Origin of the sequence: Streptomyces sp. NA02950 (assembly GCF_013364155.1) — a bacterium.
Lineage (GTDB): Bacteria > Actinomycetota > Actinomycetes > Streptomycetales > Streptomycetaceae > Streptomyces.
In genome coordinates this window covers 6,636,743-6,650,566 of record NZ_CP054916.1, presented here as the reverse complement: position 1 = coordinate 6,650,566, position 13,824 = coordinate 6,636,743, and the positions used below count along the sequence as shown (strand labels likewise).

Sequence of the window (13,824 nt, the reverse complement as noted above, 5' to 3'; positions counted from 1 at the left end):
GGCCGGGCCGGTGCTTCCGGGCCGGCGGCACGTAATTCGGTTGCCGGGCCCCCGGGCGCGGCCGGACGATGTCGACTCGTGACCCTGACGGACGACCGGGCGCGTAAGCGCGCCCTCCTCCCCGACCTCGCGCCGTGGCGCTCCTCCCGCGACTTCCGGCTGATGTGGACCGCCGGGATGGTGACCGCCTTCGGCAGCTTCCTGACCATGGTGGCGCTGCCCCTCCAGATCAAGGAGCTGACCGGTTCGGCCTTCGCGGTCGGGGCCATCGGGGCGGTCGAGCTGGTGCCGCTGGTCGTCTTCGGGCTCTACGGCGGGGCGCTCGCGGACGCTCTGGACCGCCGCAAGCTGATCCTGCTCACCGAGGCCGGGCTCGGTCTGCTCGCCGCCGTACTGCTGGTCAACAGCCTGCTGCCGGACCCCATGCTGTGGCCGCTGTAAGCCGTCGCGGCGCTGACCAGCGCGCTCGTCGGTATCCAGCGCCCGGCCCTCGACGCGGTCACCGCGCGGATCGTGCCGCACGACCAGCTCACGGCCGCCGCCGCGCTCAACTCGATCCGCTGGCAGCTCTCGGCCATCGCGGGCCCCTCGCTGGCCGGTGTGGTCGTGGCGTACGCCGGGCTGCCGCTCGCCTACGGCCTCGATCTGCTCACCTTCGCCGTGTCCCTGCTGCTCGCCTTCGGGCTGTCGCCGGCGCCGCCCGCCCATGACGCCGAACCGCCTTCACTGCGCGCGATCGGCGAGGGCGCGCGCTACGCCTGGCGGCGCAAGGAGCTGCTGGGCACCTACGCGGTGGACATGGTCGCGATGTTCTTCGCCTTCCCGAACGCGATCTTCCCCTTCCTCGCCGACGATCTGGACGCGCCCTGGGCGCTCGGCCTGATGTACGCGGCGGGCTCGGTCGGCTCGGTGGTGATCAGCCTGACCAGCGGCTGGACCTCCCGGATCCACCGGCACGGCCGGATGGTGGTGCTCGGCGCCGCGGTGTGGGGGCTGGCGATGGCCGCGGCCGGCTCGCTGGGCAACATCTGGCTGGTGCTGCTGTGTCTGGCGGTGGCGGGCGGCGGTGACATGGTGAGCGGACTGTTCCGCGCCACGATCTGGAACCAGACCATCCCCAACCGGCTCCGGGGCCGCCTCGCCGGGATCGAGCTGCTGTCCTACGCGACCGGGCCGCAGCTGGGCCAGGTCCGGGCGGGAACGGTCGCCGGGGTCACGGGGGTGCGGGCGGCGGTGTGGTCGGGCGGCGCGGCGTGTGTGGTGTCCGTCGGCCTGCTGGCGCTGGTCCTGCCGCGGCTGATGACGTACGACGCCCGCACCGACGAACACGCCCGCCAGGTCCGCGAGGCCGCCCCCGCCCCGGTCTGACCGAGGTGCGGGGGTGGGCCCGGGCCGGGGGTCAGTCCGCCCGCGGGCCGTTCTGCCAGCGGGGGTCGTGTCGCCACTCCTCGTTCCGCTCGCGCGCGGTCTCCATCGCGTGGGCGGCCTTCTCCCGGGTGGCGTACGGCCCCATGCGGTCGGCGGCGCGGCATTCCGGGCCCTCCTCGACCGTGCCGTGCTTGAGGCAGTAGTACCACTCGCCCGGCTTGCCCGCGGCCCTCTTCTTGAACAGCGCCATCCCGCTCTCCGTCCTCCGTACGCGCGGCGTCGCGCACCGCGGCGTCGCCCTTGCCGCCATGCTGCCCGATGCACCGCCGATACACTCGCTGATATGTCTGGCCAGTCGCTTCTTGTCCCGGGGACGCTCTCCCCCCTCCGCACCGTCCCCGCCTCGATCCCGCGGCCCGAGTACGTCGGGAAGCAGAGCCCGACGCCGTATGACGGGCCCGAGGTCCAGGACCCTGAGACCATCGAGAAGATGCGGATCGCGGGGCGGATCGCCGCGCGTGCGATGGAGGAGGCCGCCAAGCTGATCGCGCCCGGCGTCACCACGGACGAGCTGGACCGGGTGGCCCACGAGTACATGTGCGACCACGGCGCCTATCCGTCGACGCTGGGCTACCGCGGCTTCCCCAAGTCGCTGTGTTCCTCGCTCAACGAGGTGATCTGCCACGGCATCCCGGACAGCACCGTGCTGCGCGACGGCGACATCGTGAACCTCGATGTCACCGCCTACATCGGCGGGGTGCACGGCGACAACAACGCCACCTATCTGTGCGGTGAGGTGGACGAGGAGTCCCGGCTGCTGGTCGAGCGGACGCGGGAGTCCCTCAATCGCGCGATCAAGGCGGTCAAGCCGGGCCGCCGGATCAACATCATCGGCCGGGTCATCGAGTCGTACGCCAAGCGCTTCGGCTACGGGGTGGTCCGCGACTTCACCGGCCACGGCATCAACACCTCGTTCCACTCGGGTCTGATCGTGCCGCACTACGACAGTCCGCACCACACGACCGAGATCAAGCCGGGGATGACCTTCACCATCGAGCCGATGCTGACGCTGGGCACCCATGAGTACGACATGTGGGAGGACGGCTGGACCGTGGTCACCAAGGACCGCAAGCGGACGGCGCAGTTCGAGCACACGCTGGTGGTGACGGAGACGGGCGCGGAGATCCTGACCCTGCCGTGACCCCGGCGCCGCCGGAGCGGGCGGCGGTCGGCGAGTGGCGGACACGCTGCGGGGCCGAGGTTTACCGACAGTCTGTCGGGAAATCATTGACGTAGGCGAACCGAGCGGCTTAGGTAAGCCTAACCTACCCCTACCGGTCTCCGGAGGTCCACCGTGGACGCCGCATCCGCCGCCCCGACCCCGTTCTCGACCCTCATCCGCACCGCCTCGCACGCGGCGCACACCGAGGCCGAGAACTCGACGTTCATGAGCGACCTGCTCGGGGGCCGCCTCGGGGTGGCGGCCTACCGCCGCTACACCGAGCAGCTGTGGTTCGTCTACCGCGCTCTGGAGTCCGCGGCCGGGGCTCTGGCGGAGGATCCGGTGGCGGGTCCGTTCATCCGGCCCGTGCTCTTCCGCACGGCCGCGCTGGAGCGCGATCTGCACCATCTCGGCGGCCCGGACTGGCGGGCCGGGCTCTCCCCGCTGCCCGCCACCACGGCCTACGCGGCCCGGGTGGAGTGGTGCGCCCGCGCATGGCCCGCGGGCTATGTCGCCCACCACTACACCCGCTATCTCGGCGATCTGTCCGGCGGCCAGATCATCCGCGGCACGGCGGAGAAGGCCTGGGGGTTCGCGCGCAAGGGCGACGGGGTGCGGTTCTACGTCTTCGAGGCGATCGGCAGCCCGGCCGCCTTCAAGCGGGAGTACCGCGCGCTGCTGGACGCGCTGGCGGTGGACGACCTGGAGAAGCAGCGGGTGATCGAGGAGTGCAGGCGCGCCTTCGCGCTGAACACGGCGGTCTTCCGGGAGTTGGGCGAGGAGTTCCCGCTCAGCGCGTAACGGGGTTCGAGCGGGCCCGCGCCCACCGGCGGAGGCCCGGTGGGCGCGGGCGGTCGGTGACAGGACGTCAGGAACCGTCGGTGGCCGAGCAGTCGGTCCGGCGGCGGGCCGCGGCGAAGACGGCCGCGGCTCCGGTCACCACCATGGCGGCGGCTCCGCCGATCAGCGCCTCGCCCGGGATGCCCGCACCGGTGGAGGCGAGGGAGCCGGTGCCGCCACCGGTCGTATCGCCACCGGTGACGGCGCCGCTGCCGCCGCCGGTCGAGCCGGCACCGCCGGCCCCGGAGCCCCCGTCGCCGCCGCCCGGCCCACCGGGCAGGGTGGCGTCCTCGTCGAGGGAGACGGCCACGCCGACCGGGTCGAGGGCCGCGCCCGCGTCGTAGAAGCCGCCGAACGCCTTGGCGCCGTCGGCGGTGAGGGCCGCCGGGACATCGGTGAGCGTGATGACGTCGTCCTTCGCCTCCAGCGCGCCGGAGTCCGTGGTCAGCTCGGCCAGACGGACGGCATCGCTGGTGGTGACCTTGCCGGTGGTGCGGTCCTTGGACCGCACATCGGCGATCAGCACGCCCTCGGTGCCGTTCACCTCGATGCCCAGATCGCTGAACTTCAGGTCCAGCGCGCCCTCGTGACCGGTGAAGCGGACGGCACCGGCGAATTTCGCGTCCAGCGAGCCCTTGTCGGCGTCGTAGCTGCCCTGGCCGTGGGGGAAGCGGTAGCCGTTCGCGTTCTTGGTGGCACCGCCGCTGAGGGTGATCTTCCCGTTGGCCGTCGGCCCGGTGATGTACTCACGGAAGGACTTCTTCACACCCCAGTCGAGACGGCCGTCGACCACCCCGGGCGCCCCGTCACACGGCATGGGTGGAGGTGTCATAGCTGCCGGTGCCGTCGGTGAAGGTGAACGGGCCGTTGTCGGGCGCCTGTCGGGCCCCGTGCCCCGGCCGTCGGCGACGCGGACGGACACCCCGCTCAGCGCGAGGTCCAGGTTGCTGCCCCGGAACCGCAACCGGCCGTGGAAATCGGCCTGGAGGGTGCCCTTCCGCTCGTCGTACGCCCCCTTGCCGCGAGGGAAGCGGAACAGGGCCCCGCCGTCCTGCGCGCCGTCGGACAGCCGCCACTGGCCCTTGGCGATCGGCCCGGTGACGTACTTGCGGAAGGTACGGCGCACCCCCCAGTCGACGGCCGCCTCGGTGAAGGTGCCGTGCTTCTCGCGCCGGGTGTGCGCCGTCGCGCCGGGACTGCGGCTCCCGCCAGGGCTGCGGCTCGCGCCGGGCGTCGGCGCCGCCTCGGCGACGTCCGCCGACAGGCTCACCGGGTCCAGGGCGGTCCCCGCGGTGTAGTAGCCCGCGAACGCCTTGGCGCCGCGCGCGGTGAGCGTGGCGGGGAGGTTGTTCAGCGTCACCGGGGAGCCGCCGCCGCGCATGGTCACCCCGCGGAGGTCGAGCGAGGCCAGCGGCACCTGGGTGGCCCGGGTGACCGTGCCCGTGCCCTTCGCCTTGCTGCTGAGGTCGGCGTGGAGGGTGCCGCTGCCGCCCGTGATGCGCACGGTGGGGCGGCTGATGGTGAGGTCCAGCTCATAGCCGCCGTTCGCCTCGGCCGGTGGCCGAGTGGACCCCGGCCGAACTGGCGCTGCGCCGCGCCGTTCTCCCCCAGGCCGCCACGCTCTCCTTCCCGTTCACCGTGGCGGAGGTGGTGCGGATGGGCCGGGCGCCGTGGGCGGGGACCGCCGCGGCGGACGAGGACGAGGAGGCGGTGGCGGCGGCGATGGCCGCGACCGAGGTCGGCGAGTTCGCGGCACGCCCGTTCTCCGCGCTCTCCGGCGGGGAGCGGGCCCGGGTGGCGCTGGCCCGGGTGCTGGCCCAGCGCACCGCGCTGCTGCTGCTCGACGAGCCGACCGCCGCGCTCGATCTGCGCCACCAGGAGCTGGTGCTGCGGCTGGGCCGGGAGCGGGCGGCGGCCGGGGACGCGGTGGTGGTGGTGCTGCACGATCTGGGGCTGGCCGCGGCGTACGCGGACCGGGCGGCGGTGCTGCAGGAGGGGCGGGTGGTGGCGGAGGGCGCGCCGGAGCGGATTTTCGACGCCGCGCTGCTCTCCCGGGTGTACCGGCAGCCGGTGGAGGTGATTCCTCACCCGCGGACCACGGAACCGCTGGTTCTACCGCGCCGCGACGCACCACATGGCGAAAACTTTACCTTCTGAAAACCAAATCATGAGACTCCATAGGAACTGCACAGGCAAGCCTCAGTTAAGTTAGGGCAGCCTTATCGGCACGCCATGCCGTTCTGCCCGTCCGTCCGTTCCACCCTGAGCCTGCCTGGAGCCCCCGTATGCGAGCCGCTCGCACCTCCGTTGTCGCCGCGATATCGGCGCTGACGACGATCACCGCCGTCGCCGGCTGCGCCGAGAAGTCCGACGCCAAGGACTCCGACGCCGTCCAGGTCACCGCCTCCGACAACACGTGCGAGGTCTCCAAGACCTCCTTCCCCGCCGGGCACGTCAAGCTGGCCGTGGAGAACAAGGGCTCCAAGGTCACCGAGGTCTATGTCTACGCCCCGGGCGACCGGATCGTCACCGAGCGGGAGAACATCGGCCCCCACACCAAGACCACGATCAACGCCGAGGTCAAGGCCGGTACCTACGAGATCGCCTGCAAGCCCGGGATGAAGGGCCACGGCATCCGCCAGAAGGTGACCGCCTCCGGCAAGGGCAAGGCCGCCAAGCGCGACCCCAAGCTGGACAAGGCGGTCGCCGCGTACCGCACCTACGTCCAGACCCAGGCCGACGAGACCCTGCCCGCGGTCAAGAAGTTCACCGACGCGATCAAGAAGGGCGACCTGGAGGCCGCCAAGAAGGCGTACGCGCCCTCCCGTATCGGCTGGGAGCGCACCGAGCCGGTCGCCGAGTCCTTCGGTGACATCGATCCCAAGGTCGATGTGCGCGAGGACGGTCTGGAGAAGGGCCAGAAGTGGACCGGCTGGCACCGGCTCGAGAAGTCGCTGTGGCAGACCAAGAAGATCACCAAGGCCGACAAGGACCTCGCCGACCAGCTGGTGAAGGACCTCAAGGACTGGCAGAAGCGGGTCGGCACCGCCGAGATCACCCCCACCGGTATGGCCAACGGCGCCAAGGAGCTGCTGGACGAGGTGCAGACCGGCAAGGTCACCGGTGAGGAGGAGCGCTACAGCCACACCGACCTGGTGGACTTCCAGGCCAACGTCGAGGGTGCCGAGACCTCGTACACCCTGCTGCGGCCGGTTGCCTCGCAGAAGAAGCCCACCCTGACCACCGCGCTGGACAAGCAGTTCAAGGCGGTCAAGAAGCTGCTGGACGGCTACCGCGAGGGCGACGGCTTCGTCTCCTACGACACCGTCTCCAAGTCCGAGCGCAAGGAGCTGTCGGACGCGGTCAACGCGCTGGCCGAGCCGCTGTCGCAGCTCGCCGCCGCCGTTGTCGTCAAGTGACCCGCGCAACCGGACGCCCACGGAACGCCAACGCACACGCCAACGCACACGCCAACGCAACAGGGAGAAGCCGGACATGACCGACGAGGCCATGACGAGCCCCTCGCGCCGCGCCCTGATCGGCTGGGGAGGCGCCGGGCTCGCGCTCGGCGCCGCGGCCGCCGGAGGCACGGCGGCCGCCTTGAGCGGCGGCGAGGACACGACCCGGCCGGTGACCGACAGCGGCGCCGCGGTGCCGTTCTACGGTGCCCACCAAGCGGGCATCGCCACCGCGGTGCAGGACCGGCTGCACTTCGCGGCCTTCGACGTCACCACCGACGACCGCGACGCGCTGATCGCGATGCTGAAGGAGTGGACGAAGGCCGCCGCCCGGATGACCCAGGGCCATGCGGTCGGCGAAGGCGCGGTCAGCGAGCTGGCGGAGGCGCCGCCGGACGACACCGGTGAGGCGCTGGGCCTCAAGGCGTCCCGGCTCACCCTCACCATCGGCTTCGGACCGACCCTGTTCAAGGACAAGAAGGGCAAGGACCGGTTCGGCCTCGCGGAGCGCCGCCCCAAGGCCCTGATCGACCTCCCCGCCTTCCCCGGCGACAACCTCGACGCGGCCCGCAGCGACGGCGATCTGTGCGTCCAGGCGTGCGCCGACGACCCGCAGGTGGCCGTGCACGCCATCCGCAACCTCGCCCGGATCGGCATGGGCACGGTCGCCATCCGCTGGTCGCAGCTGGGTTTCGGCAAGACGTCCTCGACCACCCCCGAGGCCCAGACCCCGCGCAACATGATGGGCTTCAAGGACGGCACCCGGAACATCGCGGGCACCGACGACGCGGCCCTGAAGAAGCATGTGTGGGTGAGCGGGAAGGCGGGCCCGGACTGGATGGTCGGCGGCTCCTACCTGGTGGCCCGGCGCATCCGGATGCACATCGAGACCTGGGACCGCACCTCGCTCAAGGAGCAGGAGGACATCTTCGGCCGGGACAAGGGCGAGGGCGCGCCGTACGGCAAGCAGCGCGAGCGGGACGAGCCCAACCTCAAGGCGATGCTGCCCGACGCCCATGTCCGGCTGGCCCACCCGCACTCCAACGGCGGGGCGCGGCTGCTGCGCCGCGGCTACTCCTTCACCGACGGCACCGACGGTCTGGGGCGGCTGGACGCCGGTCTGTTCTTCCTCGCCTATCAGCACGACGTACGCGACGGGTTCGTACCGGTCCAGCGCAATCTGGCGCGGCAGGACGCGCTCAACGAGTACATCCAGCACGTGGGTTCGGCGCTGTTCGCCGTTCCGCCGGGCGTCCGGGACGAGGACGACTGGTGGGGCCGGGCGCTGTTCTCCTGAGGGACTTCTGAGAGGGAGGCGAACCTCGTGTTCGGCAACTATCTGATCGGTCTGCGCGAAGGGCTCGAAGCCAGCCTGGTCGTGTGCATCCTGGTCGCCTATCTGGTCAAGACCGGGCGGCGGGACGCGCTGCGGCCGGTGTGGCTGGGGATCGCCGCCGCGGTGGCCCTCAGCCTGTCCTTCGGCGCGGCGCTGGAGTTCGGGTCGCAGGAGCTGACCTTCGAGGCGCAGGAGGCGCTGGGCGGTTCGCTGTCGATCCTCGCGGTCGGCCTGGTGACCTGGATGGTCTTCTGGATGCGGCGCACCGCCCGCCATCTGAAGGCCGAACTGCACGGCAAACTGGACGCCGCGCTGGCGATGGGCACCGGGGCGCTGGTGGTCACCGCCTTCCTGGCGGTGGGACGGGAGGGCCTGGAGACCGCGCTGTTCGTCTGGACGGCGGTCCGGGCGAGCAACGACGGCACCGCGGACCCGCTGATCGGTGTGGTGCTGGGGCTGCTGACCGCGGTGGCGCTGGGCTGGCTGTTCTACCGGGGCGCGCTCCGGATCAACCTGGCGAAGTTCTTCACCTGGACCGGCGGCATGCTGATCGTGGTGGCGGCGGGTGTGCTGGCGTACGGCTTCCACGACCTCCAGGAGGCCGACTTCCTGCCGGGGCTGACCGACCGGGCCTTCGACATCAGCGCGACGGTCCCGCCGGACACCTGGTACGGCACGCTGCTCAAGGGCGTGTTCAACTTCCAGCCGGATCCGACCTGGCTCCAGGTCACGGTGTGGCTGCTGTATCTGGTCCCCACGCTGACCTTCTTCTTCGCCCCCGGTAGGGTGTCGCCGTCCGCACGCGCCCCGAAGGAGCCGGAGCCCCATGACACGCAGGCCACCCCGTCGGCGACACGCAGTTCGGACGGCCGCGGCGGTACTGGCGCTGGGGACGGCGCTGACCGGGTGCCTGACGGTGCACGGCGAGCGGGAGAACATTCCGTCGGTGGACAGGGCTGAGGCGCCCAAGGTACTCAAGCGGTTCACCGACAGCTACAACAAGGCGTACCGCGGGCTGGACCCGTCCCTGGCCGGTCAGGTCGAGACGGGTCCGCTCGAGGCCATCACCACCGCGGATCTGAAGGCGCAGCACGCCAACAGCCCCGGGGGCAACCCGAAGTTCCCCGCGCTGGAGCTGACCGGGGCCCGCTACCGGATCCCCCAGCAGGTGGGCTGGCCCAAGTTCTTCGTCGCGGACACCAACAGCAACCGGGACAACAACCGCTGGCTGTTCGTGTTCACCCGGTCCGGTGCGGACGAGCCGTGGAAGGCCGCGTATCTGTCCATCCTCAGCCAGGACGAGGTGCCGGACCTGGCGACCGACAAGGACGGCTGGGCACGGCCGGTGGCGGTCCGGGGCCCGGCCCCGAAGCTGGCGACCCGTCCGGACCGGCTGAGTGCCGAGTACACCGACTACTTGATGACGGGCAAGGGCGACACCTTCGCCGACGGTCAGTCGACGTCGGAGATCCGGGCGACCCGGAAGAAGTTCGTGCGCACGCCGAAGTTCTGGACCGAGTACATCGACACCCCGGCGCAGGACGCCCGTTACGCCCCGGTGGGGCTGCGCACCCAGGACGGCGGGGCACTGGTGTTCTTCACCTCCCACCACCGCCAGAAGCAGACGATGGCGAAGGGCTTCCGGCCCAACCCCGATCCGCGGATCAACGCGCTGATGACGGGCGAGGCGAAGAAGGCGGTGACGCTCACCAGGGTGTCCGAGTCGGCGGTGCGGGTCCCGGCGAAGGACGCGGCGGACCCCAAGGTGGTGTTCCTCAACCGGCTGGAGGGTGTGACGGCGGCCAGGGGTGAGTGACGCCGCGAGCCCCGGTTGTCCGCCCCCTGGCGGCCCATCGGCCAGTCGGTTCGCCTACCGCCCCATCGGCCAGGCGGCGTGGTCGTGGTCCTGGTCCTCGGGCGCGAAGCGGGCACAGGCGTCGGTCAGCGCCTCCAGCAGCGACAGCGGATCGGGCAGCGGCCGCTCCGGGCCGAGCAGCCAGCCCACATGGCCGTCACCGGGCAGCCGCGCGGGCGGCATCAGCACATAGCTGCCCCGGCAGTGCCAGCGCAGCCCCGGGTGCTCGTCCATGGTCTCGGGGTGGCAGTCCAGCTCACAGGGCCACCACTCGTCCTCGTCGTCCGGGGTGCCGCGGGTGGCGGTGAAGAACAGCATCCGGCCCCGCTGGAGATCGGCGCTGCTGGTGGCCACGGGGCCGATCTCGACTCCGGCCTCGCCGAGCGCCTCCAGGGCCTGCCGTCCGGCGTCGGCGGGGACGTCGAGCACATCGTTGACGATCCCGGTGGCGGTGATGAAGTTGGCCTGCGGATCGGCGCGCAGCCATCCGGTGACCTTGTCCGGATCGGTGGTGGCCTGGGTCTGCCAGGCGAAGGAGACGGGGTGGCGGGCCGGGGTGGGACAGCCGATGCGGTCACAGGAACAGCCGTAGCCGGACGGATGAGCGGCCGGCGCGAGCGGGAATCCCGCGGCCGCCGCGGCCATGAGCAGGTCCTCGCGGACGCCCCCGGCGCCCGCTCCCGTGCCGGTATCGCCGCCCGATCCGCTCCTCGGCCGACGCAGCCACTGGGAGAACCTGCCCTTGCGTTCCATCTACCGCCTCGCTTCACCGCCGGTACCGGCGGTACGGCCGATACCCGATCAATGCTGCCACCATCCTGCTCCCGAGGTGGCCGGTGTCCGCATCCGGGGTACGGGAGAGACCCACGTCCGGGTGCTGATATCAGGGCATAAGGGATGTCACGCCCTTAGCGTTCCGTTTATGATCAGCAGGCGTCTTGTGACCGGGATAGCGGTTCTCACCCTGTCGATACCCGTGGCCCTCGCGGCCCACCCCGCCACGCGGCCCTCCGGCCGCCGCCCGGCCCCGCTCACCAGCGCCCCTCCCCCGGAGGCCATACGCCCGGCGCTCCCGCACCCGGTGATCGTCTACACCGCGCACCGCGGCGGCGCCCTCGAAGAGCCCGAGAACAGCATGTCCGGGCTGACCGCCGCCTTCACCCGGCACCACGCCCAGGTCCTGGACTTCGACACCCGCACGCTGGGGGACGGCACGCTGGTGGTGATCCACGACGCGACGCTGGACCGCACGACGGACCGGACCGGACCGGTGAAGAACCTCACCGCCGCCGACTGGCAGTCCGTGAGGCTGCGCCCCGACCCCGCCCTCCCCGGCCACTGGCGGACCGAGCGACCGCCCACCGTCGCCGAGGTGCTGGACCGCTTCGGCGGCCGGACCACGCTGATGGCCGAGGCCAAGGACCCGGAGAGCCTGCCGCGGCTGGCCCGGATGATCCGCGAGCGGGGGCTGGTCCGCTCGGTCCTCGTCAACACCAACCACCCCGAGGTGGCCCGGCAGGCCCACGGCCTGGGGCTGAGGGCCCAGCTGTGGCGGTCCGCCCGCCAGATGACCACCGATCGGCCGCGCGACTGGCGCGGCTTCGTCGAACTGCTGGACGTGGACTACAAGGCGCGGGACGCCGATGTCCGGCGGGCCGTCGCCTCCGGCATACCCCGGGTCTGGGCGCACACCGTGAACACCCCCGGCCAGCGGGACCGGATGCTGCGGCTGGGCTGCGACGGGATCATCACGGACGCCCCGCAGCGGCTGGGCACCCCACCCCCGCCGGTCCGGGCGTCCGCCGGATGGGCGGCGGGGCGGGCGGCGCCGGGCGGACCGGTGCCTAGCGCACGGTGATCCCCCGCAGCACCATCGCGACCACGGCGTCCCCGTACTCATGGCTCAGCGGCAGCGTCCGCAGCAGCCAGCGGTGGGCCAGCGGCCCGACGATCAGCTCCAGGGCGATCCGCGGATCGATGGCGGGATCCACCTGCCCGGCGTCCTGCGCGGCGCGCAGCCGCTTCACATAGAGCTGGAGCTGCGGCTCCAGGACCCGGCGGACGAACTCGGCGCCCACCTCCGCGTTGATCACGCTCTCGGCGGCCAGGGCGCGCAACGGGGCGTCGTACTCGGGCGCGTTCAGCTCGTCGACGGTCGCCCGCACCACCAGTTTCAGATCCGCCTCCAGATCCCCGGTGTCGGGGATCTCGTAGGTCTCCTCGCCGCCCGCCCCGTCGCCGCCCGCCTCCCGGGCGGCCTGCTCGCCGAGCGCCACGAAGGCGTCGAGCAGCACCGCGGCCTTGGAGGGCCACCAGCGGTAGATGGTCTGCTTGCCGACCCCGGCGCGGGCGGCGATGGCCTCGATGGTGAGCTTGGCATAGCCCATCTCACCGACGAGTTCGATGGCGGCGTCGAGGATCGCGCGGTGCGAGCGCTGGCTGCGGCGGGTGGCGTCGGGGACTGCTTTTTCGGCCATGGCGGCAATCTATCGAAGCGTTCAGCCACACCCAACGATACGTATCGTCTCGCACTCGGCGCGTAGTCGCCCCGCGCTCGTCTCGCGGCTGGAACCACCGCCCCGGCCGGTAGAATCCGCCCCATGCACGCCCCTCACGCCGCCCCCGCCGACGAGACACTGCGCACCGCGCTCGCCGGGCTCCTCGACGGACTGCCGCCCCGCCAGGCGGCACAGGCGGTCGACCGGCTGATCGCCAACTACCGGGGCCGCACCCCCACCGACGCACCCGTCCTGCGCGACCGCTCCGACGTCGCCGCGTACGCCGCCTACCGGATGCCCGCGACCTTCGAGGCGGTCCGCGCCGCCCTCACCGCCTTCCGCACCCAGGCGCCCGAGTGGACCCCGGCCTCCCACATCGACATCGGCGGCGGCACCGGCGCGGCGAGCTGGGCGGTGGCCGACGCCTGGCCGGACGGCGGCCACACCACCACCGTCCTGGACTGGGCCGAGCCCGCCCTCGCCCTCGGCCGCGAACTCGCCCGCCAGGCAGCCTCGGGGCCACTGCGCGGCGCCCAGTGGCAGCGCCGGGCCATCGGCGACGGCCTCACCCTCCCCGACACGACGGACCTCGTCACGGTCTCGTACGTCCTCGGCGAGCTGACCGAGGCCGACCGGCACGCGGTCGTCGACGAGGCCGCGCGCGCCGCCCGGGCCGTGGTGCTGATCGAACCGGGCACTCCCGACGGCTTCGCCCGCGTCCGCGAGGCCCGCGACCGGCTCACGGCGGCGGGCCTGCACCTGGTCGCCCCCTGCCCGCACAGCGCGGCCTGCCCGATCGAACCCGGCGCCGACTGGTGCCACTTCGCCGCCCGCGTCAGCCGCTCCTCCCTCCACCGCCAGATCAAGGGCGGCTCACTGCCGTACGAGGACGAGAAGTTCAGCTATGTGGCCGCGGCCCGCTTCGCCGCCCCCGCGGCCCCGTCCCGGGTGACCCGCCACCCCCAGATCCGCAAGGGCCAGGTCCTGCTGGACCTGTGCACCCCGGACGAGAACCTGACCCGCCGCACGGTCACCAAACGCCACGGCCCCCTCTACCGCGCGGCCCGCGACACCTCATGGGGCGGCCCCTGGCCCCCACAGGACCGCTGAGGGCGGCCCCTGGTCCCCACAGGACCGCTGAGCCGTTCCGCGTACGCCACGAGGGCACATATCACCCTGAGAGCCGCCACTCGGACAATGCGCGCCTTGCCCGGGCCCCCTATCACCAAAAAGAGCGCCCGTTATCT

The 13,824-nt window shown here is 72.1% G+C and carries 12 protein-coding genes and 2 pseudogenes; 10 read left to right on the top strand and 4 right to left on the bottom strand.

Annotated features, from left to right (window positions below):
• Positions 1–84 precede the first annotated feature (84 nt).
• Positions 85–1,368: pseudogene (locus tag HUT19_RS29195) on the top strand (MFS transporter).
• A 31-nt stretch (positions 1,369–1,399) separates the two neighbouring features.
• On the opposite strand, the gene HUT19_RS29190 reads toward HUT19_RS29195, so the two are convergent.
• The gene (locus tag HUT19_RS29190) at positions 1,400–1,618 is read right to left on the bottom strand and encodes a hypothetical protein (RefSeq protein ID WP_176183296.1); all 219 of its coding nucleotides are present in this window, start codon (positions 1,616–1,618) and stop codon (positions 1,400–1,402) included.
• 93 nt (positions 1,619–1,711) lie between these two features.
• Between HUT19_RS29190 and map the strand changes: the two genes are divergently transcribed.
• The gene (map, locus tag HUT19_RS29185) at positions 1,712–2,569 is read left to right on the top strand and encodes a type I methionyl aminopeptidase (RefSeq protein ID WP_176183295.1); all 858 of its coding nucleotides are present in this window, start codon (positions 1,712–1,714) and stop codon (positions 2,567–2,569) included.
• Positions 2,570–2,722: 153 nt separating this feature from the next.
• Positions 2,723–3,391: a heme oxygenase (biliverdin-producing) gene (locus HUT19_RS29180; protein WP_176183294.1), complete on the top strand. Its 669-nt coding sequence runs from the start codon at positions 2,723–2,725 to the stop codon at positions 3,389–3,391.
• A gap of 67 nt (positions 3,392–3,458) precedes the next feature.
• Here HUT19_RS29180 and HUT19_RS43335 read toward each other — a convergent pair whose 3' ends face one another.
• Positions 3,459–4,934, bottom strand: a complete 1,476-nt coding sequence (locus tag HUT19_RS43335) for an HtaA domain-containing protein (protein ID WP_254885855.1) — start codon at positions 4,932–4,934, stop codon at positions 3,459–3,461.
• Between HUT19_RS43335 and HUT19_RS29165 the strand changes: the two are divergent.
• The 5 genes and pseudogenes from HUT19_RS29165 (at position 4,848) to HUT19_RS29145 (ending at position 10,040) form a co-directional block, all read left to right on the top strand.
• A pseudogene (locus HUT19_RS29165) lies at positions 4,848–5,587 on the top strand (ATP-binding cassette domain-containing protein). The gene HUT19_RS43335 and the pseudogene HUT19_RS29165 overlap by 87 nt on opposite strands.
• 128 nt (positions 5,588–5,715) lie before the next feature.
• Positions 5,716–6,849: an iron uptake system protein EfeO gene (gene efeO, locus HUT19_RS29160; protein WP_176183292.1), complete on the top strand. Its 1,134-nt coding sequence runs from the start codon at positions 5,716–5,718 to the stop codon at positions 6,847–6,849.
• Positions 6,850–6,925: 76 nt separating this feature from the next.
• Complete coding sequence (gene efeB / locus HUT19_RS29155; RefSeq protein ID WP_176183291.1) at positions 6,926–8,185, top strand: iron uptake transporter deferrochelatase/peroxidase subunit; 1,260 nt, start codon at positions 6,926–6,928, stop codon at positions 8,183–8,185.
• 27 nt (positions 8,186–8,212) lie between these two features.
• Positions 8,213–9,184: an iron uptake transporter permease EfeU gene (efeU, locus tag HUT19_RS29150; protein ID WP_176183290.1), complete on the top strand. Its 972-nt coding sequence runs from the start codon at positions 8,213–8,215 to the stop codon at positions 9,182–9,184.
• Positions 9,171–10,040: a hypothetical protein gene (locus HUT19_RS29145; RefSeq protein WP_254885854.1), complete on the top strand. Its 870-nt coding sequence runs from the start codon at positions 9,171–9,173 to the stop codon at positions 10,038–10,040. The genes efeU and HUT19_RS29145 overlap by 14 nt, the downstream gene beginning before the upstream one ends.
• A gap of 54 nt (positions 10,041–10,094) precedes the next feature.
• On the opposite strand, the gene HUT19_RS29140 is transcribed toward HUT19_RS29145, so the two are convergent.
• Positions 10,095–10,832, bottom strand: coding sequence for a bifunctional DNA primase/polymerase (locus HUT19_RS29140; RefSeq protein WP_176183289.1), 738 nt, complete (start codon positions 10,830–10,832; stop codon positions 10,095–10,097).
• Between the two features lie 169 nt (positions 10,833–11,001).
• Here HUT19_RS29140 and HUT19_RS29135 point away from each other — a divergent pair, with 169 nt between their 5' ends.
• Entirely contained in the window at positions 11,002–11,937 is a 936-nt protein-coding gene (locus HUT19_RS29135) for a glycerophosphodiester phosphodiesterase (RefSeq protein WP_176183288.1), read from the top strand.
• Here HUT19_RS29135 and HUT19_RS29130 read toward each other — a convergent pair.
• Positions 11,924–12,556 (bottom strand): TetR/AcrR family transcriptional regulator, encoded by a 633-nt coding sequence (locus tag HUT19_RS29130; RefSeq protein WP_176183287.1) that lies wholly within the window; start codon positions 12,554–12,556, stop codon positions 11,924–11,926. The two genes, HUT19_RS29135 and HUT19_RS29130, sit on opposite strands and share 14 nt — an antisense overlap.
• Positions 12,557–12,679: 123 nt before the next feature.
• On the opposite strand from HUT19_RS29130, the gene HUT19_RS29125 reads away from it, so the two are divergent.
• Entirely contained in the window at positions 12,680–13,687 is a 1,008-nt protein-coding gene (locus HUT19_RS29125; protein WP_176183286.1) for a small ribosomal subunit Rsm22 family protein, read from the top strand.
• The last annotated feature ends 137 nt before the right edge of the window (positions 13,688–13,824 follow it).

What these genes read in the sequence shown, in the direction of transcription:
- efeB (WP_176183291.1), top strand. Translation starts at nt 6,926, where the DNA reads ATGACCGACGAGGCCATGACGAGCCCCTCGCGCCGCGCCCTGATCGGC.
- HUT19_RS29125 (WP_176183286.1), top strand. Translation starts at nt 12,680, where the DNA reads ATGCACGCCCCTCACGCCGCCCCCGCCGACGAGACACTGCGCACCGCG.
- HUT19_RS29130 (WP_176183287.1), bottom strand. Translation starts at nt 12,556, where the DNA reads ATGGCCGAAAAAGCAGTCCCCGACGCCACCCGCCGCAGCCAGCGCTCG.
- HUT19_RS29140 (WP_176183289.1), bottom strand. Translation starts at nt 10,832, where the DNA reads ATGGAACGCAAGGGCAGGTTCTCCCAGTGGCTGCGTCGGCCGAGGAGC.
- efeO (WP_176183292.1), top strand. Translation starts at nt 5,716, where the DNA reads ATGCGAGCCGCTCGCACCTCCGTTGTCGCCGCGATATCGGCGCTGACG.
- HUT19_RS29135 (WP_176183288.1), top strand. Translation starts at nt 11,002, where the DNA reads ATGATCAGCAGGCGTCTTGTGACCGGGATAGCGGTTCTCACCCTGTCG.
- map (WP_176183295.1), top strand. Translation starts at nt 1,712, where the DNA reads ATGTCTGGCCAGTCGCTTCTTGTCCCGGGGACGCTCTCCCCCCTCCGC.
- HUT19_RS29190 (WP_176183296.1), bottom strand. Translation starts at nt 1,618, where the DNA reads ATGGCGCTGTTCAAGAAGAGGGCCGCGGGCAAGCCGGGCGAGTGGTAC.